The 21554-nt window shown below is 49.7% G+C and carries 24 protein-coding genes and 1 tRNA gene; 3 read left to right on the top strand and 22 right to left on the bottom strand.

Annotated elements, in window-relative coordinates; translation table 11 throughout:
* Positions 1-19: 19 nt before the first annotated feature.
* From B3A20_RS11315 to purU, 11 genes are all read right to left on the bottom strand, one after another.
* The gene (locus B3A20_RS11315) at positions 20-1051 is read right to left on the bottom strand and encodes a hypothetical protein (RefSeq protein ID WP_290764833.1); all 1032 of its coding nucleotides are present in this window, start codon (positions 1049-1051) and stop codon (positions 20-22) included.
* A gap of 471 nt (positions 1052-1522) precedes the next feature.
* Positions 1523-2236 (bottom strand): EcsC family protein, encoded by a 714-nt coding sequence (locus B3A20_RS11310; protein ID WP_290764830.1) that lies wholly within the window; start codon positions 2234-2236, stop codon positions 1523-1525.
* A 17-nt stretch (positions 2237-2253) separates the two neighbouring features.
* Positions 2254-2541 carry a hypothetical protein gene (locus tag B3A20_RS11305; RefSeq protein WP_290764827.1) on the bottom strand — a complete coding sequence of 96 codons (288 nt, stop codon included), beginning with the start codon at positions 2539-2541 and terminating at the stop codon, positions 2254-2256.
* A gap of 22 nt (positions 2542-2563) precedes the next feature.
* Positions 2564-2899 (bottom strand): hypothetical protein, encoded by a 336-nt coding sequence (locus B3A20_RS11300; RefSeq protein ID WP_290764824.1) that lies wholly within the window; start codon positions 2897-2899, stop codon positions 2564-2566.
* A 161-nt stretch (positions 2900-3060) separates the two neighbouring features.
* Complete coding sequence (gene map / locus B3A20_RS11295; RefSeq protein WP_012820312.1) at positions 3061-3822, bottom strand: type I methionyl aminopeptidase; 762 nt, start codon at positions 3820-3822, stop codon at positions 3061-3063.
* Between the two features lie 89 nt (positions 3823-3911).
* The gene (locus B3A20_RS11290) at positions 3912-5303 is read right to left on the bottom strand and encodes a DEAD/DEAH box helicase (protein ID WP_290764819.1); all 1392 of its coding nucleotides are present in this window, start codon (positions 5301-5303) and stop codon (positions 3912-3914) included.
* Positions 5304-5448: 145 nt separating this feature from the next.
* Positions 5449-6705 carry a hypothetical protein gene (locus tag B3A20_RS11285; RefSeq protein WP_290764816.1) on the bottom strand — a complete coding sequence of 419 codons (1257 nt, stop codon included), beginning with the start codon at positions 6703-6705 and terminating at the stop codon, positions 5449-5451.
* Positions 6702-7397, bottom strand: coding sequence for a hypothetical protein (locus tag B3A20_RS11280; protein ID WP_290764813.1), 696 nt, complete (start codon positions 7395-7397; stop codon positions 6702-6704). Before B3A20_RS11280 ends, B3A20_RS11285 begins: the two co-directional genes overlap by 4 nt.
* Before the next feature lie 27 nt (positions 7398-7424).
* Positions 7425-8096 (bottom strand): orotate phosphoribosyltransferase, encoded by a 672-nt coding sequence (gene pyrE / locus B3A20_RS11275; protein ID WP_290764810.1) that lies wholly within the window; start codon positions 8094-8096, stop codon positions 7425-7427.
* 9 nt (positions 8097-8105) lie between these two features.
* Positions 8106-8708 carry a hypothetical protein gene (locus B3A20_RS11270; protein ID WP_290764808.1) on the bottom strand — a complete coding sequence of 201 codons (603 nt, stop codon included), beginning with the start codon at positions 8706-8708 and terminating at the stop codon, positions 8106-8108.
* Positions 8709-8717: 9 nt separating this feature from the next.
* Positions 8718-9557: a formyltetrahydrofolate deformylase gene (gene purU / locus B3A20_RS11265; RefSeq protein WP_233138457.1), complete on the bottom strand. Its 840-nt coding sequence runs from the start codon at positions 9555-9557 to the stop codon at positions 8718-8720.
* A 106-nt stretch (positions 9558-9663) separates the two neighbouring features.
* Here purU and B3A20_RS11260 point away from each other — a divergent pair, with 106 nt between their 5' ends.
* Positions 9664-10785 carry a fibrobacter succinogenes major paralogous domain-containing protein gene (locus tag B3A20_RS11260; protein WP_290764805.1) on the top strand — a complete coding sequence of 374 codons (1122 nt, stop codon included), beginning with the start codon at positions 9664-9666 and terminating at the stop codon, positions 10783-10785.
* Between the two features lie 212 nt (positions 10786-10997).
* Here B3A20_RS11260 and argS read toward each other — a convergent pair whose 3' ends face one another.
* The 11 genes from argS to miaB all read right to left on the bottom strand — a co-directional run bounded on the left by argS (position 10998) and on the right by miaB (position 20322).
* Positions 10998-12710, bottom strand: coding sequence for an arginine--tRNA ligase (argS, locus tag B3A20_RS11255; RefSeq protein ID WP_290764802.1), 1713 nt, complete (start codon positions 12708-12710; stop codon positions 10998-11000).
* The gene (rsfS, locus tag B3A20_RS11250; RefSeq protein ID WP_290764800.1) at positions 12697-13116 is read right to left on the bottom strand and encodes a ribosome silencing factor; all 420 of its coding nucleotides are present in this window, start codon (positions 13114-13116) and stop codon (positions 12697-12699) included. The genes argS and rsfS overlap by 14 nt, the downstream gene beginning before the upstream one ends.
* Positions 13100-13549, bottom strand: coding sequence for a LytR C-terminal domain-containing protein (locus B3A20_RS11245; protein WP_290764798.1), 450 nt, complete (start codon positions 13547-13549; stop codon positions 13100-13102). Before B3A20_RS11245 ends, rsfS begins: the two co-directional genes overlap by 17 nt.
* 75 nt (positions 13550-13624) lie before the next feature.
* A complete protein-coding gene (locus B3A20_RS11240) occupies positions 13625-14137 on the bottom strand; it encodes an outer membrane protein (RefSeq protein ID WP_290764796.1) in 513 nt (170 codons plus the stop codon).
* A 69-nt stretch (positions 14138-14206) separates the two neighbouring features.
* Complete coding sequence (locus B3A20_RS11235) at positions 14207-14764, bottom strand: hypothetical protein (RefSeq protein ID WP_290764795.1); 558 nt, start codon at positions 14762-14764, stop codon at positions 14207-14209.
* A gap of 92 nt (positions 14765-14856) precedes the next feature.
* The gene (locus B3A20_RS11230) at positions 14857-16371 is read right to left on the bottom strand and encodes a flotillin family protein (protein WP_290764794.1); all 1515 of its coding nucleotides are present in this window, start codon (positions 16369-16371) and stop codon (positions 14857-14859) included.
* Between the two features lie 181 nt (positions 16372-16552).
* Positions 16553-16909, bottom strand: coding sequence for an aspartate 1-decarboxylase (panD, locus tag B3A20_RS11225; RefSeq protein WP_290764792.1), 357 nt, complete (start codon positions 16907-16909; stop codon positions 16553-16555).
* 6 nt (positions 16910-16915) lie between these two features.
* Entirely contained in the window at positions 16916-17644 is a 729-nt protein-coding gene (locus B3A20_RS11220; RefSeq protein ID WP_290764790.1) for a hypothetical protein, read from the bottom strand.
* A gap of 25 nt (positions 17645-17669) precedes the next feature.
* Positions 17670-17753 (bottom strand) — tRNA-Leu (locus B3A20_RS11215).
* 117 nt (positions 17754-17870) lie between these two features.
* Complete coding sequence (locus B3A20_RS11210) at positions 17871-18842, bottom strand: SPOR domain-containing protein (protein WP_290764789.1); 972 nt, start codon at positions 18840-18842, stop codon at positions 17871-17873.
* 157 nt (positions 18843-18999) lie between these two features.
* Positions 19000-20322: a tRNA (N6-isopentenyl adenosine(37)-C2)-methylthiotransferase MiaB gene (gene miaB / locus B3A20_RS11205; RefSeq protein WP_290764787.1), complete on the bottom strand. Its 1323-nt coding sequence runs from the start codon at positions 20320-20322 to the stop codon at positions 19000-19002.
* Positions 20323-20657: 335 nt separating this feature from the next.
* Here miaB and B3A20_RS11200 point away from each other — a divergent pair, with 335 nt between their 5' ends.
* Together B3A20_RS11200 and B3A20_RS11195 are read left to right on the top strand one after the other, a co-directional pair.
* Positions 20658-21212, top strand: coding sequence for a hypothetical protein (locus B3A20_RS11200; protein ID WP_290764785.1), 555 nt, complete (start codon positions 20658-20660; stop codon positions 21210-21212).
* Position 21213: 1 nt separating this feature from the next.
* Positions 21214-21554 (top strand): hypothetical protein (locus B3A20_RS11195; RefSeq protein ID WP_290764783.1); only part of this gene is annotated, 341 nt, incomplete at its 3' end.

Raw genomic sequence — 21554 nt, 5'->3', positions numbered from 1 at the left:
TAAAAGGGGGTGAATACGGCTAAATTTTGCTTTTTTTGAGGATTCGGCTCACTAAAATTGCGGTAAAAGCAGAAATCGCTGCCCATACAATATAAGTGTGGAATCTCATCCATGGGCCAAAACTCATAAAATAGCGTTGCGCTACTGTATTGAAATTGTTGCTGTCGAATGCTTCGGCAAGTCCATCTGTGTTTATTGGAATGTAAAAGTGGCTGAGGGCAAGTTGCAGAACGACCAAAATCGCAATGGATTTTACGGTCAAGTCCATTTTGTCGAGAACGTTTGCGAGCGGAACTAGAACCAATGGAAGTAGTGGGAGTATGTGCCTAGCTTCGCTGTCTATTGCAAAAAAGAGGAATGCCAGGAAAGCCAAGGCGTAACCCGCACTGCGGCTAAAGATGTCTTCTGAAAGATGGCGGAAGAGAAAAATTACAAGCAACGGAGTAAGCCCAAAGTAGGATATATGGGCCACGGGCGTGATGAATGGGTATTTGAGTGGTCGGAGGAATATCTGGAGGATAAACGCGGTTCCGCTAAAGATGAATTCATTGTTAGTGTGTGCTCGGAGAAAAATGTAGAGCGTAATGAAAGGAATGATGATGAAAGCGAGTTTTTCCCAGGGGGACTGACGTATAAATTCGCGAATGTACGTGTTTGGCGTATAGAATTGATTGTCACAATGGCGCAAAATGACGAATAGGAATAAGTACCAGGCAATTGCACTTGTGAAGAGGAGCGGGATTGATGGTGGAATGTAAAGCATGCTTTCGAGAAGCGGTTGGTTGTGCAAAAGGTAGAGCGTGGTGACAGCGCCGATGGATACCAGAGGAAATGTGATGGCGAGCGTTTTTCCGGTGTGGATTTTAAGACGAGGTGCTTGTTGTGGAAATGCGTCTTTGAAAAAGTAAAGGAGCCAAATGACGTAGGTGACGGTAGGCCAAGTGAGAATTCCCAAAAATGAAATGGAAATGGCTAGCTTGTATTTTTGGCATTGCAAAAAGTAGAACGAAACGAGAAAAACTGTGCTTGCGAATGCATCTGTCAGGAACATTTCGTAGCCGCAGTTCTTTAGAAAGAAGTAGTTGAAGAAAAAACAACTGAAGATGATGGCTGTAGTTGTTTTTTTCCAAGCGTTTAGGCGGACTAGCTTGAAAAAGAACGTGAGTTGGATTGCTAGGTTGAGAAAGTGGATAATGCACATCGAGTGCATCAAGTTTGCGTGCGTTGTCTCGATATTGAGGAGCCGAAAAAATAAGTTTATCAGGCAAAAAGGAAAAATGCGGTAAATGCGGAAACTGTCGTAGCCGGTAGTCCAAAAGTCTGTGGAAAAATATTGGGCAACATTGTAATAAAAAGCCCCGTCATATCCTGCGCCATTGTTGAGTGTAATCTTTTCGCCAACAAGCGATAAAGTAAAAAGGAATAACAGAACAAGAACAAGGAGTACGAAAACTCCTTGTTGCTTTAGTGTATTATGAATTTTTTGTAAAGCTTGCACAAGTGGGTGGGCGTTATCGCGGAACTAGACGTTCTTGTCCGAACTCGTTTCTGTACTGCTTTCGGTCGTGTCTTGTTCTGCTTTGGATTCGCTTGCATCGGGATCCTTGTCGATTGAGTTTTCGACGAGTTCCGGCTTATCGACGCCTTCGAGAGCCTTGAAGTAGGACTTTGCTGTCTTGCCGACTTCGTTTGTGTCGAAATAGGTGTAAGCGCCGTTTCCGATTGCGCCGATAGCAGGGATTGCTCGGAGGGCGATGCGTCCGAGGAAGTTTGCAGAAATTTTGACGCCGATTTTCTGGAGCAGTTTCTGGAGGGCGGCAAGAGAAAGCTTTTGCACGACGATGCGGCTTCCTGTGCGGACGGCGACGTCTCGGAGGAGTGATGCTGCACTGTGGCGGAATAAACACCAGACCATGGCTTCACGGCTGAGCATGGCAAATTTACCGTAAGTGCAGGCTATATCGGAAATAAGCTGTGCCTGGATGCGCCAGACTGCAGCGATATCCGGGATGGAGGTCAAAACGCCGGTGAACCCAGCCGGAATGGAAAGCGATGTACTTACGGCGGCGGCCTTAAGGGCTGCTTGTTTAATCAAAATGTCGGCTCGGGCGTCCGGATCTCTGTTAGGGCAGAGTAGCGAGTCCGGAATATCCGTAATCAAGTTGAAGATGACGGAATTGAACATTTCCTGAATGGAATTGGAATCGTCTTTTTTGAATTCGTTGAAGTTCAACATTGCAGCCTCCTTGTTTCCTATTTCAAGAACATTTTAACAATTCCCGCAATGCTTTGGGGAATCCTATATTTAAAATTACTTTTTTCTAGCCACATTTTAACAATTTCATCGATCCAAAGTCTATCTGAGGCGATTTTTGTGATAAAAAGCTCGGTTTTTTCGCCTTTTTCATCGATTTCGTAGTTGGCGAGGAACGATATTGGGGCTGTTTCGCCATGCGGGATGACTGTGAGGTTCATGATTCTTTTTTCTGCGTTGACGCTGAAAGAAATGTTGTTGAATGTTTTTTGAAGTTGTTCATCCATGATAAAATTCCTTCGGAGTCAGTTAGAACAAAATTTTGGCAAATAGGCCTGTGCCTTTGGGGAGCGCTTTCTTGATGGAATGGTCCTTGAACCACCACGTGACAATTTCGTTAATCAGCGGTCGTGGACTTTCTACTTTGTTTATGACAATCATCGTTCCCTGTTCGGTGTCTTCGAAACAGTAGTGCGCACAAAGTGTGGTTGGTGTAAATTCTCCATGCAAAAGGATGGTGACGTTTGCTTGATTTTCTTGCGAGTCGATATCGACGTTCAGGATTTCACCAAATTTATTGATGAAGTCGTTGCGTTGGAAAAACATTTCGATAGCTTTGTCGCGTGCGTTACTGAGGAAGGACATTGTTTTATTATTAGTTGGTAGTTACTAGTTATTGGTTACTAGTTAATTCGTGTACCTGTTTTTTCGGTTGTAATATATATTCTTTTGCGAAAAATGCAAAAAAATAACACCTCGTGCTTTTTACGGCGCGAGGCGTTCTATAGTATTTGGAATGCGGCGGTTTAGCGCGGAAGCGTGAGGATGTCGATGCCGTCCTTGGTCTTCACGACGGTGTGTTCCCACTGGGCACTGAGAGAGCCATCGCGGGTCACTGCGGTCCAACCGTCAGAGAGCGTTTTTGTCCCCGGGCGTCCGACGTTGAGCATCGGTTCGACCGTAAAGACGTTACCGACTTCGATGAACGGGCAACGTTCGTAGTTGCGGAAGTGGTAGACGGTCGGTTCTTCGTGGAAGCCGCGGCCAATGCCGTGACCGCAGTAGTCTTCGACAACGCTAAAGCCGTGTTCGTCGGCGATGTCCTGGATGGCGCAGCCGATGTCGTTCCAATGAGCGCCTCTTTCACCTGCTGCGCGGATGCCTTCTTCCATGCAGAACTTGGCGGTATCCACGAGTTCGCGGGCGATGTCAGAGACCTTGCCAACGCAGAACATGGCGGAGGTATCACCGTGGTAGCCGGAGAGGATCGTCGTGATGTCGATGTTCACGATGTCGCCATCCTTGAGGATGGTGTTCGCGTTCGGGATGCCGTGGCAGACAACTTCGTTGATGCTGATGCAGGCGTAACGCGGGTAACCGTGATAGCCCATGCAGGCGGAGATGCCCTTGTGCTGGCGAGTGTAGTCGCCGATGAATTCATCGATTTCGAGCGTGGAGACGCCGGGCTTGCACATTTCTCCCGCACGGATCAACGTTTCGGCTGCAAGAGCGCCGGCATCGCGGATCAGTTCGATTTCTTTTGCGGATTTTACTTTGATCTTAGCCATAATTAGTGATTAGTGGTTGGTGGTTAGTGGTTAGGGTCGCATTAAGAACGTTCCTTTTGCATTCCTGTTAACTAACCACTGTTTACTGCTTACTTCTTCCATGCGAATCGGTCTACCAGATACGCGAGGAGCATCTGGTCGTCGGTGGAGCCGTTCGCAAGGTCTTTTACGAGCGGGAGCATACGGCTGATGCGTTCGGTTGCTTTTTGACCGCCAAAGTGCTTACGGACTTCTTCGAGGCGGACCTTGGTACGTTCGCTCACCTTCTTCGCGATTTCTTCGTTCGTGAGCGGATCCATCTTGATGAAGTTGATGCCGAAGTCGACTGCCGTCTGGCGGAGGTCGATTTCTTCGACTGGAGTGATGAGAGAAATGCAGAGGCCACTGCGGCCTGCACGGGCGGTACGTCCGCTGCGGTGCACATAGACTTCGTGGTCGGCGGGGTGGTCGTAGACAATCACGTGTGTTACGTGGTCCACGTCGATGCCGCGTGCGGCGACGTCTGTGCAGATGAGAATCTTGAGCTTCTTGTCGCGGAAGGCGTTGAGCGTCTTTTCACGGAGGCTCTGTGCCACATCGCCACTCAATGCACCAACTTCAAAACCGTAGCCGGAGAGCACCTGTTCGAGGTAGCTCACGTCGCGCTTGTAGTTGCAAAAAATCATGCAGCTTTCGGGATTGTAGTATTCCAGAACCTTGATGGTCATGGAATCCTTTTCCATCACGTCGCATGTGTAGTAGCGGTGTTCGAGGTTGTTCGCGATGACCTTGTCGTAACTGAGCGAAAGGAAATCGGCACCTGGACGCTGGAATTCGCGGGCAAGGCTCTTGACCGTCTGCGGAATTGTGGCACTGTACATCGTGCAAGAGATTGCCTTCGGCAGGTACTTGCGGATCTTCTGCATGTCGGGGTAGAAACCCATCGAGAGCATTTCGTCGGCTTCGTCGAGGACGAGGTCGCGGATTGAAAGCAGGTCTACGTTTCCGCGCTGGATGTGGTCCATGAGACGGCCCGGAGTGGCAACAATCACATGAACGCCGGAGCGGAGAGCCTTGATTTGCGGTTCGTAGCTCACGCCGCCAAAGATGGCGACAGACTTGATACCCGTACCCTTCGAGAGCTTTTCAAATTCTTCCTGCACCTGGATGCAGAGTTCTCGCGTGGGCACGAGGATAAGTGCCTGCGGATACGGATGGTCACGGACAATGACCTGCAAAAGCGGGAGGGCGTATGCGCCCGTCTTGCCCGAACCCGTCTTCGATTGCACGAGCATATCGCGGGCGGCAAGCATATAAGGGATGGACTTGCGCTGGACAGGCATCAGTTCGGTCCAGCCGTGTTCCCGGAGAATCGCCTTCTGTTCTTCGGGGAGCATATCAAACGTATAATCGGGGAGCTTGTTCTTGGGCTCGATAATTTTGACAGGCGTTAAAAACGGATTTACTCTTTCTTTCGTTTCTTCTTTAATGTCTTCACTCATAGTGTGCATAAAGATAGAAAAAGGTTTTAGGTAACAGGTAACAGGTATTAGGAAAAGTATCACGAGCTTTGCTCGTCTTTAAATGGCGGCGAAGCCGGATTATTCCTCTTTTGTTTCCTAACCCCTAATGCCTAACACCTGAAACCTATAACGTCCAATGGTATTCAAGCCCGAGGCTTACAAAGCAATCGATGGTCGATTTTCCGATTGTTGTGGGGGCGGCGCCTGCATCGGGTGATGGGGCTTCGTAAATGTCCCTGCCGCGGCTAGAAATGCCTGCACGGAGGTCTAAACCATAATGTTTCTTGAAGACAAACTGTCCGCCAACGCCAAGCAAAGCGCCTTTGTAGACGTCTTCAAATTTGATGCGGTACTTGTATGCTCTAGAGGGCGTCTTGACGTCTTTTTTTAACCCGATATCTTCGGAATAGAACGTGTACTGGAATCCGAGAAAAGCGAGTGGCGTAATATCGAGCCATGGCGTGATGGGGTAGGTCATGGAAAGTAGCACGTTTAGCCCGATGTCGTGCTGCCCGAAATTCCAATGGTCGAGTTCGCGGTAGACTGTATCGGATTTGTCCGTTTTCATGTCGCGGTTGGAATAGCGGTACATGAGTTCTACCCCGATAAATCCGTGCCATGTAAGGCCTGCGTAAAGGCTGAGGAATGCGTCGTCGTCTTCGATAAAGTTCCAGAGGCTTACAGAATCCTTGGTGACACGGTAATTCCTGACACGGCTTTTTGTGTGGCTACTTGTCCAGTTGTCCGGAGTGAGCGGGAAATGGGCTTGAGAGTAGCCGACTCCAACGCCTGCCCAAATCTTCAAGTTCGGGACTTCCTTATAGAGGTCGTCGGGTTCGGTCTGCATCTTGAGGCGTTCTTCTTTGGTGAGGCGGCGCTTGGTGCGTTTGTCAAAGAACGTGGACGCAATCTCGTCGCTGAGGGCGACCTTGTCGGTGTTTGCCTTGACAACGCCTGCGGCTTTAGGTTCCTGGGCGGTTTCGTCAAAGATGGCAACTTGGATGAATTTTCCCTGGGGCACAAGGAAGAGGACGATATTGTCTTCGAGAGCCTGGATCTTTGCTGCCATGCCGGGATGCCTTGCTCGCAGGTAGCTTGATGGCAATCCCTTTTCGAGGTTGTTCGAAAGCCAAGTTCCATATCGTGTAGCTATGGTGTCGCGTTCCCATTCACCGAGTTCACGGCATTTGGGTTCCCCGATGCCGGTGTTGTTGCGGCGGAGCGAAAGGCAAAATTCATTGGCGTTGATGGGCGAGTTTCCATCGAGCGTCCAAATGTAAACGGTGGCGTCTTTCCACAACGTAAAGCGAGAATCAAAGTAAACGTCGGCTGCGCTTGCCCATGCAACAAGGACCATTATAAAGGCGAGGAGTTTTTTCATTTGACGACCCCCTCGTAAAGATTCTTGCGGATTTTTTGGACAGCAAGCTGGATGAGGTTTGTCAAGTTCGACAGTTTGTACGTCGTAATGGGCTGCTGTAATTCGTCAACGGCGCTAAAAAGCGGACGCTGCTTTAGATTGTCCCAAAGCGTGTACGAGAATATGGCGCTGACGTTGTCTGGTTTGCGTAAACTCCCACTTTCGTTGTGGATGAGCGCATAGTCAAAAAAGTTTTCGCGCTTCAAGTCTGTTCCGATGATGAACTCATGCAGAATCAAGACTACGGGCGGGACGTTCCCTGCGGAGTCCTTGAGGGTTACGCCCTGTTCCGGAATATGCCCCTTGATGAAAATGCGTTCGTCAAGTTTTAGGCTTTCTTCGGGGAACTTGGTATTGGCTGTATCGGGGAGGACGATGAGATTCCCGTACGCTTTGCGCATCTCGGTTTCGAAAGTGTTGCGGCAGTGGAGCGTTCCTTTAATTTGGATGCTGTCTGTGCCGATTTCGAGGCGCTTGGCGAACCAGTTTGAACGAGTGATGACAAATGCGTTTTCGATGCCTGTCACTGCAATACCGCCATAAGGAGCCTTATGGTACGAGGGGTGACTTGCGGTCCAATGATAAGAATCTGCACACCCGGTGAGCATGCAGATTGCAAATCCAATGGAAAGTATCGACTTCTTGATTGTCATTCGCGTTCGTTGCTTGCGGGAATTGCCTTAAACGGCACCCCACTTTTCGCGGTAGGCGTAGACGCGGTCAAGGATTCCCTCGGGAGCATTGATGGCCTTGCGGTTTTCATCGTTTTCGAGGAATGTGATAATGTTATTGATGTTTACGATGGAGTGGGCTTCGATGCCGTATTCATCTTGGACAGTCTGGAGTGCGGACTTGCCGTTTTCGAGCTTTTCCTTGCGGTCCACAGAAATGAGGAGGCCGACAACATTCGCATTTTCGATTTGCGAAAGTGCCTGCATCGTTTCGTTGACGGATGTGCCTGCGGTAATCACGTCTTCGATGATGACAACGTTTGTCTTTTCGGTGTACTTGTAACCGACGAGCGAACCGCCTTCACCGTGGTCCTTGACTTCTTTTCTGTTATACGTAAAAGTGAGGTTCTGGGCGTACACGTCAGAAAGCTTCATGGCAGTTGCTGCGCAGAGCGGAATGCCTTTGTAGGCCGGTCCGTAAAGGTTCTGGGCCTTGCCGTCAAAGTGAACCATGAATGCTGCGGCATAGAATTCGGCGAGCTTGGAAAGGGATGCGCCAGTGCGGAATTCTCCAGTGTTGATAAAGTAAGGCGTTTCGCGGCCGCTCTTGGTCACGAAGTCGCCAAACTTGAGGGCGCCAGATTCTACGAGAAAGTGTACAAAAGTATCTGTATTGTTCATTGCAAATTCCTAGGCTTTAGCCCCGATAAGGAGCGCTACAACTTTAGAGATTACATTGTAATCGGTAATGAACTGGATCGCAAACATGGCGACCAGGCATATAACGCAAAGTACTAAATAGCTGTGGAAGGATTTTTCGAAACCCTTGATTTTCAGCTTGAAAATGAGCCAGACTCCAAAGCTCAAGATAGTGCTGAAGACCCATGCGGCGGTTGTGTTCAAGTCCGCAAGGCGGCTTACGGCGAATGTGATGGTAATGCCCGGCAGAAAGAAGAATGCAACGCTCAGGACGACAAGCATTGCAAAGCCAACGTAGTAGGCGAGTCCGCGGTCTTTCTTGACAATGACCGAAGAGCCGATGGTGGTCTGTTCTTCTTCGCCCGTCATCGGGTTTACGAAGGTTTCAGGCTTGAACTGCTTGTACGGCGAGGTCGATTTCGGTTCTTTGGGCTTTTTCGGCGAAATGACTTCGCCTGTCAGCGGATTGACGAGCTCTTCCGAGGATTCTTCATTAGCAGGAGAGACCGGAGCGGTAGCTTCAGTCTTAACTTCGCTATTTGCTGTGGCGGTCGGCTCTTGAGCGGGGGCTTCATTCTTAATTTCTTCGGACATAGGTGTCTCCTAGAGAATAAACGTTCTGCCTGCGTGAACGAACACGCGGTGTTCAAGCCACAACTTAAGCGCCTGGGAAAGCGTACGCTTTTCGATATCCTTGCCGAGTTCGACGAGTTCATCGATACTTGCAGTCTCGGGAACGCGCTGGATGTCCTGGCAAATGATTGGCCCCTGGTCGAGGTCTTCTGTGGCAAAATGAGCTGTTGCACCGATAATCTTCACACCCTTGTGCCATGCCTGGTGGTAGGGCTTTGCGCCCTTGAATGCGGGCAAGAATCCGTGGTGGATGTTGATGATGCGGTACTTGAATTCTTCCGTGAATTGCGCAGTCAGAATCTGCATGTAGCGGGCGAGGACGATGGTATCGGTCTTTGTTTCTTCGATGATTTCGCGGAAGCGGTTTTCGGGAATCGTCTTGTCCGGGTTGGACGGCACGTAGTAGAACGGCACGCCGAAGGAGCCGCCTACAGGGCCCAAGTCCGGGTGGTTACCCACGATGCAGCTGAATTCGCAGGGGAGGTCGCCATCGCGGCGCTTGAGGAGAAGGTCGTAAAGGCAGTGGTCGGTTTTCGATACGAAAATAGCGACACGTTCGGTCTTGGAGGTATCGAACAGCTTCCAGTTCAGCTGGAGGTGCGGGGCGATAGTTTCGAGGTGTCTTTTGACTTCGGGGATGCCATCCGCTTCGATGTCGAAAACGGCACGTAAGAAAAATGTTTCGATATCCTTGGCGGTGTGTTGCTGGAGGTCGATAATGTTTGCTCCGGCCTTTGCAAGAACTTGCGTTGTGCCGGCAATAAGCCCTTTTTGGTCGGGACAAAGAATTTGAAGAATATAACGAGTCATAGACATACTATAATATTAAAAAATTTAGGCCATGTTACCAAATATTTTATTTCCAAGTAGACAAAAAATAACTAACATTACAATAAGAAATAAAAAGTATTGAAAAATGGAGAGAATTAAATTGTTCAGACTGGGAATTTACTCCGTGCTCGCTTTGTCTGTTGCGCAGGTGTTTGCTGCACCTCCTAAGACTTGGGATGCCATTTTTAACGCCGAAGGTCAGGGCGAATACGCCGCTGCCAAGATTGACGGCAATATCCGTTTTGGCGAATACACTCACTACAAAAATGTTCAGCCGGTTTCCTTCCGTGTTCTTGATGACAAGTTCGACTTCTCTGTTGCCGGTAACATGACTGTTCCTGCAAAGATGGTCGAAGATCCGAGCTTCTACGAAAATTGCCGCAATACCATGGAAGCATGGATTTCGTATTTTGACAGACCGCGCCGCTTTGGTAACCAGGACCTCATCATCAATGTCGTCGGTGTTGACTTTGCTTGCGGTAACGACTTGTTCAACGTTCATGATTTGCGTATAAAGTTTACAAATCCGCAGGCTCAGAAGGCTTGGGTAAACGAACTTGAAGGCCGTCAGAAGTACAAGCGCGAACAGCTTTCAGCTTTCCGTATTGCAGAACAGGAACACCGCGCCGAAATTCGCGACAAGTCCTCTTCGTTTACGGACCCGCGTGACGGACAAGTTTATCGAATCATCAAGGTCGAAGGCCGTGAATGGTTTGCTCAGAACGTGAACTACAATGTCGAAGGCCACTCCTGGTGCTACGAAGACAAGGATTCTTACTGCGCCCGTAGCGGTCGTCTGTATGACCTTGAAGGTGCTCGCAAGGCTTGCCCGGAAGGCTGGCATTTGCCGCGTGACCGCGAATGGTCCGACATGCTCAAGGGCCTCACGGGTTGCTACGATGGCGTTGACAAGTGCGGAAGCTTTGCTACAAAGATGAAGGCTACGACAGGCTGGCAGGGCGGTGGCGGTACCGATGAATACGGCTTCACTGTTTTCTCTTCGGGCTATCGTAAGCTTCTCGGCAAGTCTACCGTCCGTTACGAAGACATGGGCGAATACGCTGGCTTCTGGTCTGCACAGAACGGCCGCAATGAAACGATTTGGCTTTGGGCGATGGGCCGCATGAGTGACCAGATGGTCCGCCAGCTCGTTCCGGCAACCGCAAAGAACAACGGCTATTCTGTTAGATGCATTAACGGGAATTAGTTTAGACGAAAGACGAGAGACTAGAGACGAGAGAGCGTTTTTAGTTTAGCATTTACGAAAAAAGCAAGAACATGAATGTTCTTGCTTTTTTTACTTTCGTCTTTGGACAAGTCCCAAATGCTAGGCTCAGAAATGCCAATGCAAGCATTGGCGCTTCATTCGCCTTACGCATTTGTCGTCTGTAGCGACGAAGTCGCGTTCTTTCGTCTAAGTTACATCTGGCGGATCGGGAAGAGGCCGAGCAAGTCAAGCACGTTCTCGAGCACAATCTGCGTAGACTGCACGAGGAAGAGTCTGGACTTTTCTTCGGCGGATCCGAGCACGCGGTCTTCGTGGATGAACTTGTGTGCTGCTTCGGCAATTTCGAGTGCGTATTGCGCGAGTACGCTCGGTTCATCATCCTTGACGGCGGCGAGAATCTTTTCGCCCTTCTTGGCGAGAATGTTGATGAGGCTATAGGCGGCGTCATCGGTAAGCTGTGCGTAATCCACGTCAGCCACTGGAACGGTGTAGCCGGCCTTGCGCATAATGCTGCAAAGACGGACGTGAGCATTCTGCACGTACGGACCTGTGTCGCCTTCGAAGCTCATCACGGCATCCCAGTCAAAGCGGACATCCTTCAAGCGGCTGTTCTTGAGGTCGTTGAAGGTAAGAGCGCTGATACCGATCTGGCGAGCTATGAGTTCCTTGTTTTCGAGGCCCGGATTCTTTTCGTTGATGAATTCGAGAATCTTCTTCTGGGCGGCTTCGATTACGTCGCGGAGGAGGCTTGCCGTACCGGTACGGGTCTTGCCCTTTTCCCACTTGCCATCGACCATCTGTAGAATCACGCCGAACGGAATGTGGTACATGTCCTTGTACCATTCACGGCCCATCTTCTTCAAGACGTGGAACACCTGCTTGAAGTGGAGTGCCTGTCCCAAATCGACTACATAAAGGCACTTGTCGAAGTTGTATTCCTTCTTGCGGTAGATAGCGGCTGCGAGGTCGCGTGTTGCGTACAACGTGGAGCCGTCACTCTTGCGGATAAGGCACGGGTTCAGGTCGAATTCGTCGAGCATCACCACATCGCGTTCCTGGCTGTTTACCAACAAGTTCTTTTCACGGAGTTCGTCGAGCACTGCCGGAATCTTGTCTTCAAAGAAAGATTCGCCGGTGTAGTGGTCAAAGCTAACGCCCATCATGTCGTAAATGCGCATGAGTTCCTTGAGCGTTGCCGCGCGGAATGCTGTCCACAGCTTGCGGTAGAATTCGTCGCCCTGTTCAAGCTTTGTGAATGCAGCGCGTGCTTCGTCTTCGAGGCCGGGTTCTTCCTTGGATGCCTTGGAGAAACTTGCGTAAAGGATGTTGAGTTCCTTCACGGTGAGAGCGTTCAAAGTGGCGTCGTCGGTCGGGAGCTTTTCGCGGAGGTACATCACGATGAGCTTACCGAAAGCAGTGCCCCAGTCGCCGAGGTGGTTGATGCGTTCAACCTTGTAACCGGCGGCCTTGTAAATGCGGGCAAGCGAGTTACCGATCATAGTAGAACGCAGGTGATGGAAGGCGAGTTCCTTACCGATGTTCGGAGAACTGTAGTCGATGCAGACAACCTTGCCATTCGGTGCTGCGTGGCCGTATTCGAGACCCTTCGCGGCAATTTCGTCAAGAGTGGACTTGGCGAGGAATCCGCGGTCGATGAAAAAGTTCAGGTAACCATTGACGGCTTCAACTTTGGAAAGCCCTGCAGGGAGCTGGACCTTGGCGGCTAAATCTTCGGCAATGAGCTTCGGTGCCTTGCGGAGTGTCTTTGCGAGTGAAAAGCACGGGATGGTGTAGTTACCGTGGCTTGTATCAGGCGGCACGGAAATAAGTTTCAATGCGGCTTCTTCGTCAAAAGCTCCAGTTGCAGCAAGTGCCTTTGCGATTTCTGCATTAAATGAGTTCATTGTCGTCTCCAGACTTCTTGGCGTCTTCGCGGATGAAGTCGTGTTCGTCGAGGTTCATGAGTTTGCCGTCTGCATAGAGGCGGTCGAAGGAAATTTCGTTTCTCTTTTCTTCTTCGAAGAGGTGAACCATCAGGTCAAGACCAGCATCGAAGATGGCCCAACGCACACCTTCCTTGTATTCAACGCCGACGTAGTGGAGCTTGCGAGCCTTGAATTCCTTAGTGAGTTCATTCAAAATAGCCTGCATCTGGGCTTCGCTTTCGCAAGTGGCAATGAGGAAGTAATCCGCTTCGTTTTTCACGCCGCGGAGGTCGATGAGCTGCACGTTCTGGGCGCGAAGTTCAAAAAGGATACCTGCACCAAGCTTAACGGTTTCGGAAAAATCTTGGTTATTTGTTACTGTCATTTTGATCTCCCTGATCGGGTTCTATTATTTGTTGAAAATCTCTTCCGGTATGTACGACTGCATCAACCGTGGCATTCTTGTTGAGCAAGACGAGTACGTTCTTTGTCTTTAGGGTCGCGGCGAGTGCCTGCGCTCCTTCCCATTCCGGGTTCCTGAGCACGATAATCGTTTCGTCGTAATTCTGGAGGCGTTCGTTGTCGATATGGACGACATCAAAACCGTTGTCGCGTAAGAAGGTGCGCATCTTGACGGCGGCACCCTTCATGCTGCAGCTGTTTAGCACTTCGACTTCGCCCTTGATGCGGCGAACTTCGCGAACGACGGGGGCTGGCTTTTCTTCTTCACAGCCTGCCAAAAGGAATGCGGCAAAAACAGCCGAAGAAACTCCTACGGCAAAGTTCAGGTGGAGCGCTTTAGAATAGTTGCGGAACATTCTTTGCCGTAAAATTTAGAAAAATAAAAAAGACCTCGCGGTGCGCGCGAGGTGACAATGATGATTAGATACAGTTTAGTGGCAGAGAACAGTGCATCTTGAGAAACCATAGTCATGAAAGAAACTGCGTGGGCCGTAGGCTTTCAGGGCGTCTCTTTCGTTCACATAAGAGAGTCTGATATACGTGTTTTCGCTGGGCTTGTATTCTAGCGAAATGTCTGGAATCAATACGCTGACGTTGCCCTGACGCAAGTCTTCTCTTGCAAAGTTTGCTTCGTTGTTAAAATTTGTGTATAGTGGCATTCCAAGACCGATATTTGCATACAGGTGAAAATTTGGTGTGAACTCGTATGCAAAATTAGCCATAAGACTTTGGCTTGCAAAAGAGCCGAAGTTTCCACTTACAAAGTTTAAGGAATAGCTGTACGCCACTGTCAGTGCGGGATCGAAGGTGTCGTGACGTACCATTTTATTGCTGTCAAATTCGCGGTTCCAAGGAATGCCTGCTGATTCAATATTTGCGGGGATGTCCGCAACTGCTAATGTTGCTAAACAAATAGTTGATAAAGTAATTGATTTGATATTCATGTCAATCAATATACAAAACTACTTTATATTGGAGTAGTCAAATTACAGTATGTTTTTGAAGAGATCTACTTACCAGCAATAATGCGGGTTTCGCCAAGGACAATCGTCATAGAAGTAACGGTGAGGGCCATAAGCTCTGAACGCGTCTCGTTCGTTGACATACATGACACGGAATGAAACCTTGTCGTTTGGCTTGTATTCAAGCGCGATGTCTGGAATCAGAATGCCCACGTTTCCTTGCTTCACGTCTTCGCGTGCAATGCGGTTCCCAAAATGAAGGCTGGAATATAGCGGCATCCAGAGACCGACATTTGCATACAAGTGCAAACTTGGAGTAAACTCGTAAGCGAAATGAGCCATGAAACTTTGCTGCGCGAACGAGCCGAAACTCCCGCCGATAAAACTCACGGAATAGGTGTACGCAACTTTCAGAGCTGGGTCGAATGTGTCGTGGCGTATGAGTCGCTCTGGGTCAAAGTTCTCGCGGTTCCAGGGAATACCGCTGTCGTGAATGACGTAGATTGTGTCTACAATGGAGTCCTGTGCTGCAACGAGTGTTTCTGAGAGCGCGGTTGAATCAGCCTTTGTGGGGGAGGTGGCAAAGGCGAGCGCTGTTAGGAATAACACTGTTAGATACACGAATCGCATGTAATGAATATACAAAAAAAGGAGGCTTCGTGATAACGCGAAGTCTCCTGCTTAGATGGATTTCTCTGGAATTACTTGTTGTTGTCGGCTTTGGAATCGTCGCTCTTGGTGACTCCGGCGAGTTTGGCTCCGAACATGGAGCCAAGAACTGTGCGGAGGTCAATGCCGAGCGAATCCGTGAGGCCGTTCGTGACTTGCGTAAGCGTCTTGGTAATATCTCCCGTGAGCTTTGCCGTGTTGCCTTCGCCGTACATGGTGATGTTGCCGATTTTTTCCATCGGTTTTGCGATGGCGGCTGCAATTTGCGGCATCTGCTCGAAGTACTTTTCAATGGTTTTGAGCTGCATTTCCTGACGGGCTGCGTCACCATAGAGCTTCATCGCCTCGGCCTTCTTGTTGAGAGCTTCTGCTTCGGCTAGCCCCTGGGCCTTGATGGCTTCAGCTTCGGCGAGACCCTTCGCCTTTGTCGCTTCTGCTTCTGCTAAAGCTTTTGCTTTAGTGGCTTCGGCTTCTGCAAAGGCTTTTTCCTTTTCGGCGTCTGCAATCTGCTTGATGGCCTTGGCACGCTGCTCTTCCTTGTAGCGGACGGCTTCTGCGTCTTTCTGTTGCTGGAAAAGTTCTGCTTCGGAGCGCTGGATTTGTGCCTGGCGTTCGGCTTCGGCTTTCTTTTCGATTTGAGCTTGAAGCTCTTTTTCTGTCACGGCGACCATGCGTTCGCGAATTTCAATTTCCTTTTCTTGCTTGGCGACTTCTGCTTCGGCCTGGGCAACGTTGATTTCCTTCTGCTGCGTCTGCTTCTGGATTTCGTAAGCGGCATCAGCAATTGCCTTTTCGGTATCAGAAATCTTCTGCAAGTTGGCCTTTTTCACGGCGAGGTCGTTCTGCTTCTGGGCAATTTCGAGTTCTGCGGCAACGGCTGCATCGTTTGCTTCTTTTTTTGCTTGTGATTGAGCAACGCTGATATCGCGTTCGGCATTCGCCTTGGAAATGGCAGCTGCCTTGCGGATGGCAGATGTCTTATCGACACCGAGGTTTTCAATCACGCCGTTTGCGTCTTCGAAATTCTGGATGTTGAACGTCTGCACCACGATACCGAGCTTTTCTAGGTCCGGAATTGCATTTTCGAGCACAAGTTCAGAGACCTGCTTGCGGTCGCCCACGAGGTCTACGAGTTGCATGCGGCCAACAATTTCGCGCATGTTACCTTCGAGAATATCGACAATCATGGCTCGGATGTCTTCGGGCTTCTTGTTCAAGAAGTTCTGAGCAGAGGATTTGAGACGGTCCGGATTGTCCGAAATCTTGGCGGTCACCACAGCATCGACCGAGACGTTGATGTAATCCTTGGTGGGGACGGGACTACCGGTTTTCACGTCAATCTGGATCAACTGAAGAGAAAGGTGGTCGGCGCGTTCGAAGAACGGAATGCGAAGGCCTGCACGCCCGATGATGATGCGCGGCTGCTTCTGGATGCCGGAAACGATAATCGCTTCGTCCGGAGCTGCCTTGATGTAGGACATGACAAAGACAACTACTAGGAGTGCTACGATTAGGAGAATAGCTGGAATAATAATGTTTTCTGGCATTTATTACCTCTTTATTATAGTTTACTTTTAATATACAACATTTACATTGTCACAAAGTGTCAAAATGAAAATTTTTTGAAATTTATAGGATGGTAGCGCAAGTTTCGTATAAATTTTCCGTGCTTTATCATAAAAAAAAGCCCGGCGAAGCCGGGAACTTTATACGCATGTATTTGCGCTTTTAGATTTTTTCGATGATTTCGTTTTTGCCGTTGACGCGGATAATGGTTGGTTTCCATGTCTTGGCTTCTTCCGGAGACATCGTTGCGTATGCCACGATAATCACGAGATCGCCCGGCTGAACCAAGCGTGCTGCCGCACCGTTCAGGCAAATCACGCCAGAACCGGCTTTGCCTTCGATTACATACGTATCAAGGCGGGAACCATTATTGACGTCAAGGACGCCGACTTTTTCGAAGGGGAGGATGCCTGCTGCATCCATCAAATCGCGAGCTATAGTGATGGAACCCTCGTAGTTGAGGTTTGCATCAGTAACTGTAGCGCGATGAATTTTTGCTTTAAGTAATTCTAGCTGCATTGCTGCTTAGAACTTGACATTGAAGAAACTTGCTACGCCCTGGTCCGGAGTCGGAATAACACCAAAGCTGAAGCGGTTTGCATCCGGGTTGCTATCCCACTGAGTGGTAATGAATGCATCTGCAAAGGACCAGAGATGAGCGGCTGCGATTCCGAGGAATCCATACCACCAATAGCTCTTGTTTTGAACCTTGAGAACCACGGTCACTGCGATGCTACCGACTTCAAGGACATCCATAAAGGTTGCCTTGGCTGTCTGTTTTGTTTTCCACTGATAGTAAGAAGGAATTAAGAGAGAAATGTAGGCGCTCTTCTGATCGCCACTGCGGTAGCGGTAGGAGCGGTCGATGTCTGCATCTTCCATGCCTTCGGCACGCTGGCTGAGCCAATCTTCTTCGCTCACGCCGAGTCTGTTCCACGGCTTCTGGAGGTATTCTGTCGGGCGGATGCCAAGTTCGACGAGCTTTGTCAGCTTTTCGCGAGTAACGCCCTGTTCCTTAGCCTGCTGGTATTCCCACTGAGTAAGGCCCATGTCTTCGTACTTGAAGCCTTCCCACTGACCACCATTGGCCTGTGCATTACCAATGTTTGCTTGAGATGCTTCGGCATTAGCCTGAGCAATGGAATCTGCAGTAGCAGCATCCTGGAAATCGTCAGAGAAGAGGTCGTCAGACTGAGCAAACGCTAGTGAGCCCGCGAAAAGAACAGCAGAAAGCACTTTGAACATGTTACTCATTTTGATCTCTTTCTTAAACGTTTAATGCCGGGGGAGGGAATCGAACCCTCACACTCTCGCGAGTACTGGATTTTGAGTCCAGCGCGTCTACCAATTTCACCACCCCGGCGGGGGAGCACAACAAATATAGCACTATTTTTGCTTTTTTTGTAGGTATAAAGCAAAAAAACGCATGTTTTAGGCGCTAAAATCTGTAAAAAATTTTTTCGAGTATAATTTTGTTTGCTTAAAGGGCCTGTTTTACGAGCATTGGCCTGAATTCCACATTGAGCGGGGCCAGTTTTTTGGCGCCATAGTCCACTGCTCTTTCCTTTGTATCAAATGGACCGGTGCGCACGATATAGAGGACTTTGCCGCTTTCAAGCGTGTTCTGGCTGATGGTGCAGGCGATGTTGCGCTTTTTGAGATTGTCTACGAGTAAATCGGCGTTGGACTTGACGCCAAATGCGCCCAATTGCAGTTGCCATGCGGATTTGGCTTCGGCTGGCTTTGCTTCGGGAGCCTTTGTTTGCGCGGGTTCTGCAGCAGCGACTGTTGTTGCGGGGGCTGAAGCCTTTGATTCTGCGGCTTTAGCGGCGTCATTGTTTGATGATGGCGTTGTGCTTGCTTGCGGAGCGGCGCTTGTGGCCTGTTCAGCCTTGACTTGCTCGGCCTGAGCTTGTTCCCTCTTGGCGGCGGCTTGCTTCAAGGCTTCGGGATTGCCGAGGTTTTTGCAGGCTTCGTTCAAATCTTCGCTGTGGGCGCGGTCTTGGACGGCGACGCAGACTTTTTGCAGCACGGTCACTTGATGCGGCTGCGATGTTTCAATGGCGTGTACGAGGGATTCGGCGGCCTTGTTGTAGCGGCCAAGGTACATCTGGAACTGAGCCTTGGTCATCATAAGGTCCGCGTAAATGGCTTGCTGCGGGTTCGTCTTGTCGATGAGACTGTCGAGACGCTTGCCTGCCTTGCTGAAGTCAGCGGCGATACCCGTTTGGGAAAGGGCTAGCACGTTCCATAAATAGCATTCGGTACGAGTGTTTTCAGGTTCGTTCGGACAGACCTGTTCGTATGCGGCTGCGGCGACTTTCCAGTTGCCGTTGACGTAAGCTTTTTGGGCGGTGGCGAGAGTCGGTGTGGCCTCAGCAAAAGATGCTGTGGTGGCAAACGCGCACAGTGCGCCTGTAATAACCAAATTGTGAATAAAATATTTAGCCATGTTACCCTCTAGTTACCCTCAAGAGTAAAGATATAAATATTTTTACAAAATGGCTTGCGCTAAATGTGTAACTCGTTGATATTCCGTGAGTTACGTGAATGAACCTCGGTGCGGAGTCTGCTTTTTCGATGGCTAATAGGCTTGCGCGAGGGGAGGGCTACACGAGAGTGCCGCGGAGCGTCCAGCCTCGGATATCGTCGATTTTCACCTTGACGTAATCGCCCGGCTTGATGATGCGTCCTTCTTCCGGCTTGAAAATGACCTTCTTGAAGTTGTCCGTCTTGCCGACGAGTTCCGTCTTGTCGCGGGTGGAGCCGTGTTCGACGAGGATTTCTTCGGTGCGGCCAATCATCATCTGGTTGCGCTTGAGCGTGATGGCGTTCTGGAGTTCCACGAGGCGCGAATGGCGAGCCGACTTTTCTTCGGGCGAGAGAATTTCGGCTTCGTTGAATGATTCCGTGCCTTTGCGCGGGCTGTAGATGAACATGTATGCCGTGTCGAACTGGCAGGCTTCAAATGCCTTGATCGTCTGTTCAAAATCTTCGTCAGTTTCGCCGACAAATCCGCAGATGACGTCTGTCGAAATGGCGTAGTACGGATCCTTGCTGCGCAACTGCTCGATGACGGTCATGTACTGTTCCATGTTGTGCTGGCGGCGCATCTTCTTGAGGATGGCGTCGGAGCCGCTCTGGAGCGGAATGTGCGCGTAATGGCAGACCTTCGGGTTGTTCAAGAGAACGTCGATGAGTTCGTTCGTATAATGGCGCGGGTGCGGGCTTGTAAAGCGGATGCGCTTGATGCCACCGATTTCAGAAACTTTTGTCAGTAATGTCGTGAAGTCTGCGTTTGGCGTCTTGTACGCATTCACCGTCTGGCCGAGCAACATCACTTCGGTGATGCCCTTGTCGGCGGCTCGCTTGACTTCTGTCAGCACGTCGTCCATGTCGCGGTATTTCTCGGGACCGCGGAGGTACGGCACGATGCAGTAGCTGCAGCGCTTGTTGCAACCACGCTGGATCGCGACGAATGCGCTCACGTCATTCTGCAGCTTGGCGTATTCGCCGAGGTAGTTCTCGTCGCGGTCTTCGTCGATGAACATCTTGTGGTGCGTCTTGTGCAGCGGGCTCTGGGCATCCCCGAACAGGAGTTCTGGAATTTTGCGGTACTGGTCCGGGCCTACGATGTAGTTCACGTTCTTGAGGCGCTTGAGCAGTTCCGGCCCACGATTCTTTGCCATGCAACCGCATACGACGACTTTCACGTCAGGATTCTTCTTGCGCAAGTACTTGAGCTTGCTGATGTTGACGATGGCTGTTTCCTCGGCCTTTTCACGCACGCTGCAGGTGTTCACGATGATGATGTCGGCGTCTTCCTGGTTGTTCGTCTCGACGCAACCGCACATGTCCAGCTCCTGCGCGATCATCGCGGAGTCGTATTCGTTCATCTGGCAGCCGTATGTGGCCAAGTGGTATTTTTTCATGCGCGCAAATTTAGAAAAGTAGGAAGTAGGAAGTAGGAAGTAGACAGAAATATGTTTCTGAAAATGCATGAAAAAATGTTATCGAGAAACAAGTCTTTCTGGAGCGCATAGCGCGATAGAATCTATAGTTATTGTAAAAGGGGGAGGCTTCCCGCACCACCTAAAGGTGGCCATGTACACTAAGGCCTGAAGGCCAAGTGTCCAAAGGTCGCTTCAGCCACATCGTCATGGCGGGCCGCGCCCCGCCATCTAGCTGTGTCTTCCGCTACCTCCACAGCGGGGACACCCCGCAACGCCCCTGATGCTCGCGAAAAATATTTTGTTATACTTAAAATATGATGGAACCCTTTAGCAGATTTTTGGGGAAGATTGTTCTGATGACCGCGGCGGGACTTGTTGGCTTGCTTGTTGCGTGTTCATCTTCGGAAAAGGCTTTGAAAAACCGTAATGCGGTGTCTGAAGAAGAACGCAAGGCCAAGTGCCAGGATTGGTTGAATTCTCTAACGCCTGAGAATTTGATTACGTGTCATTTGGATAAACTGGGACTTGACGAAAAGTTAGATTCCTTGCTGCTTTGTGTTTTTGGACAATCGCTTAAAATGAGCGGAGGAAAAGTTTTTTGTGCTGAAGAAGGAAATGAATTTTCATTTTCGTTGGCAGATGATAAATGCGAGTCAGGTGAATTGGTGTGTGTGCAAACAACTCGTGAAAAACCGAATGAAGATTGTAAACTGGATAAACTTCCTATTTTTATTAACGGAATTAGTATTACTCTAAAAGATGAGGGCTATTTGATTTCTTCTATTTGTGGCGATTTTGGATGTGATGATTATATGCTTATGAAAATTGATGATTGTGGGAAAAAATGGCTGAGCGCAAAAAAGGATTGATATGATTTTCAGAAGCCTTTTGCACGCATTTTTCACTTTCACATTTGCTGCGATGTTTGTCGCTTGTGGCGATGACTCGAGCGGTTCCGGACCCGAGGGTGGCAAAAGCAGTTTCTCGGACACCACCAGAATCACCTACGCGCTCAAGCCTTTTGACGGGCCGCTTTCTAACCCGCACAAGGGTTTCACGGTGCCGACCGGTGGGGCGTGGACTTTTGTCCCGGAATTCGAATACGGCCCCTACGGTTCCCTGAACAACAGGGCGTGGGGCTTGGTCTCGTACGGTTCCGGTTACCAGCAATGGAACAAGCTAAATCCGGCTAAGGGCGTTTACGACTGGAC

It is taken from the genome of Fibrobacter sp. UBA4297 (assembly GCF_002394865.1).
Classification (GTDB): domain Bacteria; phylum Fibrobacterota; class Fibrobacteria; order Fibrobacterales; family Fibrobacteraceae; genus Fibrobacter.
Note: the sequence above shows the minus strand (reverse complement) of the source record. Positions and strands in the feature narration are given on the sequence as shown.

Excerpts from the sequence above, each read along its gene's own strand:
- miaB (WP_290764787.1), bottom strand. The coding sequence starts at position 20,322 with ATGAAAAAATACCACTTGGCCACATACGGCTGCCAGATGAACGAATAC.
- B3A20_RS11270 (WP_290764808.1), bottom strand. The coding sequence starts at position 8,708 with ATGTCCGAAGAAATTAAGAATGAAGCCCCCGCTCAAGAGCCGACCGCC.
- B3A20_RS11310 (WP_290764830.1), bottom strand. The coding sequence starts at position 2,236 with ATGTTGAACTTCAACGAATTCAAAAAAGACGATTCCAATTCCATTCAG.
- argS (WP_290764802.1), bottom strand. The coding sequence starts at position 12,710 with ATGAACTCATTTAATGCAGAAATCGCAAAGGCACTTGCTGCAACTGGA.
- B3A20_RS11285 (WP_290764816.1), bottom strand. The coding sequence starts at position 6,705 with ATGAAAAAACTCCTCGCCTTTATAATGGTCCTTGTTGCATGGGCAAGC.
- B3A20_RS11210 (WP_290764789.1), bottom strand. The coding sequence starts at position 18,842 with ATGGCTAAATATTTTATTCACAATTTGGTTATTACAGGCGCACTGTGC.
- B3A20_RS11300 (WP_290764824.1), bottom strand. The coding sequence starts at position 2,899 with ATGTCCTTCCTCAGTAACGCACGCGACAAAGCTATCGAAATGTTTTTC.
- B3A20_RS11305 (WP_290764827.1), bottom strand. The coding sequence starts at position 2,541 with ATGGATGAACAACTTCAAAAAACATTCAACAACATTTCTTTCAGCGTC.
- map (WP_012820312.1), bottom strand. The coding sequence starts at position 3,822 with ATGGCTAAGATCAAAGTAAAATCCGCAAAAGAAATCGAACTGATCCGC.
- purU (WP_233138457.1), bottom strand. The coding sequence starts at position 9,557 with ATGACTCGTTATATTCTTCAAATTCTTTGTCCCGACCAAAAAGGGCTT.
- pyrE (WP_290764810.1), bottom strand. The coding sequence starts at position 8,096 with ATGAACAATACAGATACTTTTGTACACTTTCTCGTAGAATCTGGCGCC.
- B3A20_RS11260 (WP_290764805.1), top strand. The coding sequence starts at position 9,664 with ATGGAGAGAATTAAATTGTTCAGACTGGGAATTTACTCCGTGCTCGCT.
- rsfS (WP_290764800.1), bottom strand. The coding sequence starts at position 13,116 with ATGACAGTAACAAATAACCAAGATTTTTCCGAAACCGTTAAGCTTGGT.
- B3A20_RS11240 (WP_290764796.1), bottom strand. The coding sequence starts at position 14,137 with ATGAATATCAAATCAATTACTTTATCAACTATTTGTTTAGCAACATTA.
- B3A20_RS11315 (WP_290764833.1), bottom strand. The coding sequence starts at position 1,051 with ATGTTCCTGACAGATGCATTCGCAAGCACAGTTTTTCTCGTTTCGTTC.
- B3A20_RS11290 (WP_290764819.1), bottom strand. The coding sequence starts at position 5,303 with ATGAGTGAAGACATTAAAGAAGAAACGAAAGAAAGAGTAAATCCGTTT.
- B3A20_RS11220 (WP_290764790.1), bottom strand. The coding sequence starts at position 17,644 with ATGAGTAACATGTTCAAAGTGCTTTCTGCTGTTCTTTTCGCGGGCTCA.
- panD (WP_290764792.1), bottom strand. The coding sequence starts at position 16,909 with ATGCAGCTAGAATTACTTAAAGCAAAAATTCATCGCGCTACAGTTACT.
- B3A20_RS11280 (WP_290764813.1), bottom strand. The coding sequence starts at position 7,397 with ATGACAATCAAGAAGTCGATACTTTCCATTGGATTTGCAATCTGCATG.
- B3A20_RS11245 (WP_290764798.1), bottom strand. The coding sequence starts at position 13,549 with ATGTTCCGCAACTATTCTAAAGCGCTCCACCTGAACTTTGCCGTAGGA.
- B3A20_RS11230 (WP_290764794.1), bottom strand. The coding sequence starts at position 16,371 with ATGCCAGAAAACATTATTATTCCAGCTATTCTCCTAATCGTAGCACTC.
- B3A20_RS11200 (WP_290764785.1), top strand. The coding sequence starts at position 20,658 with ATGATGGAACCCTTTAGCAGATTTTTGGGGAAGATTGTTCTGATGACC.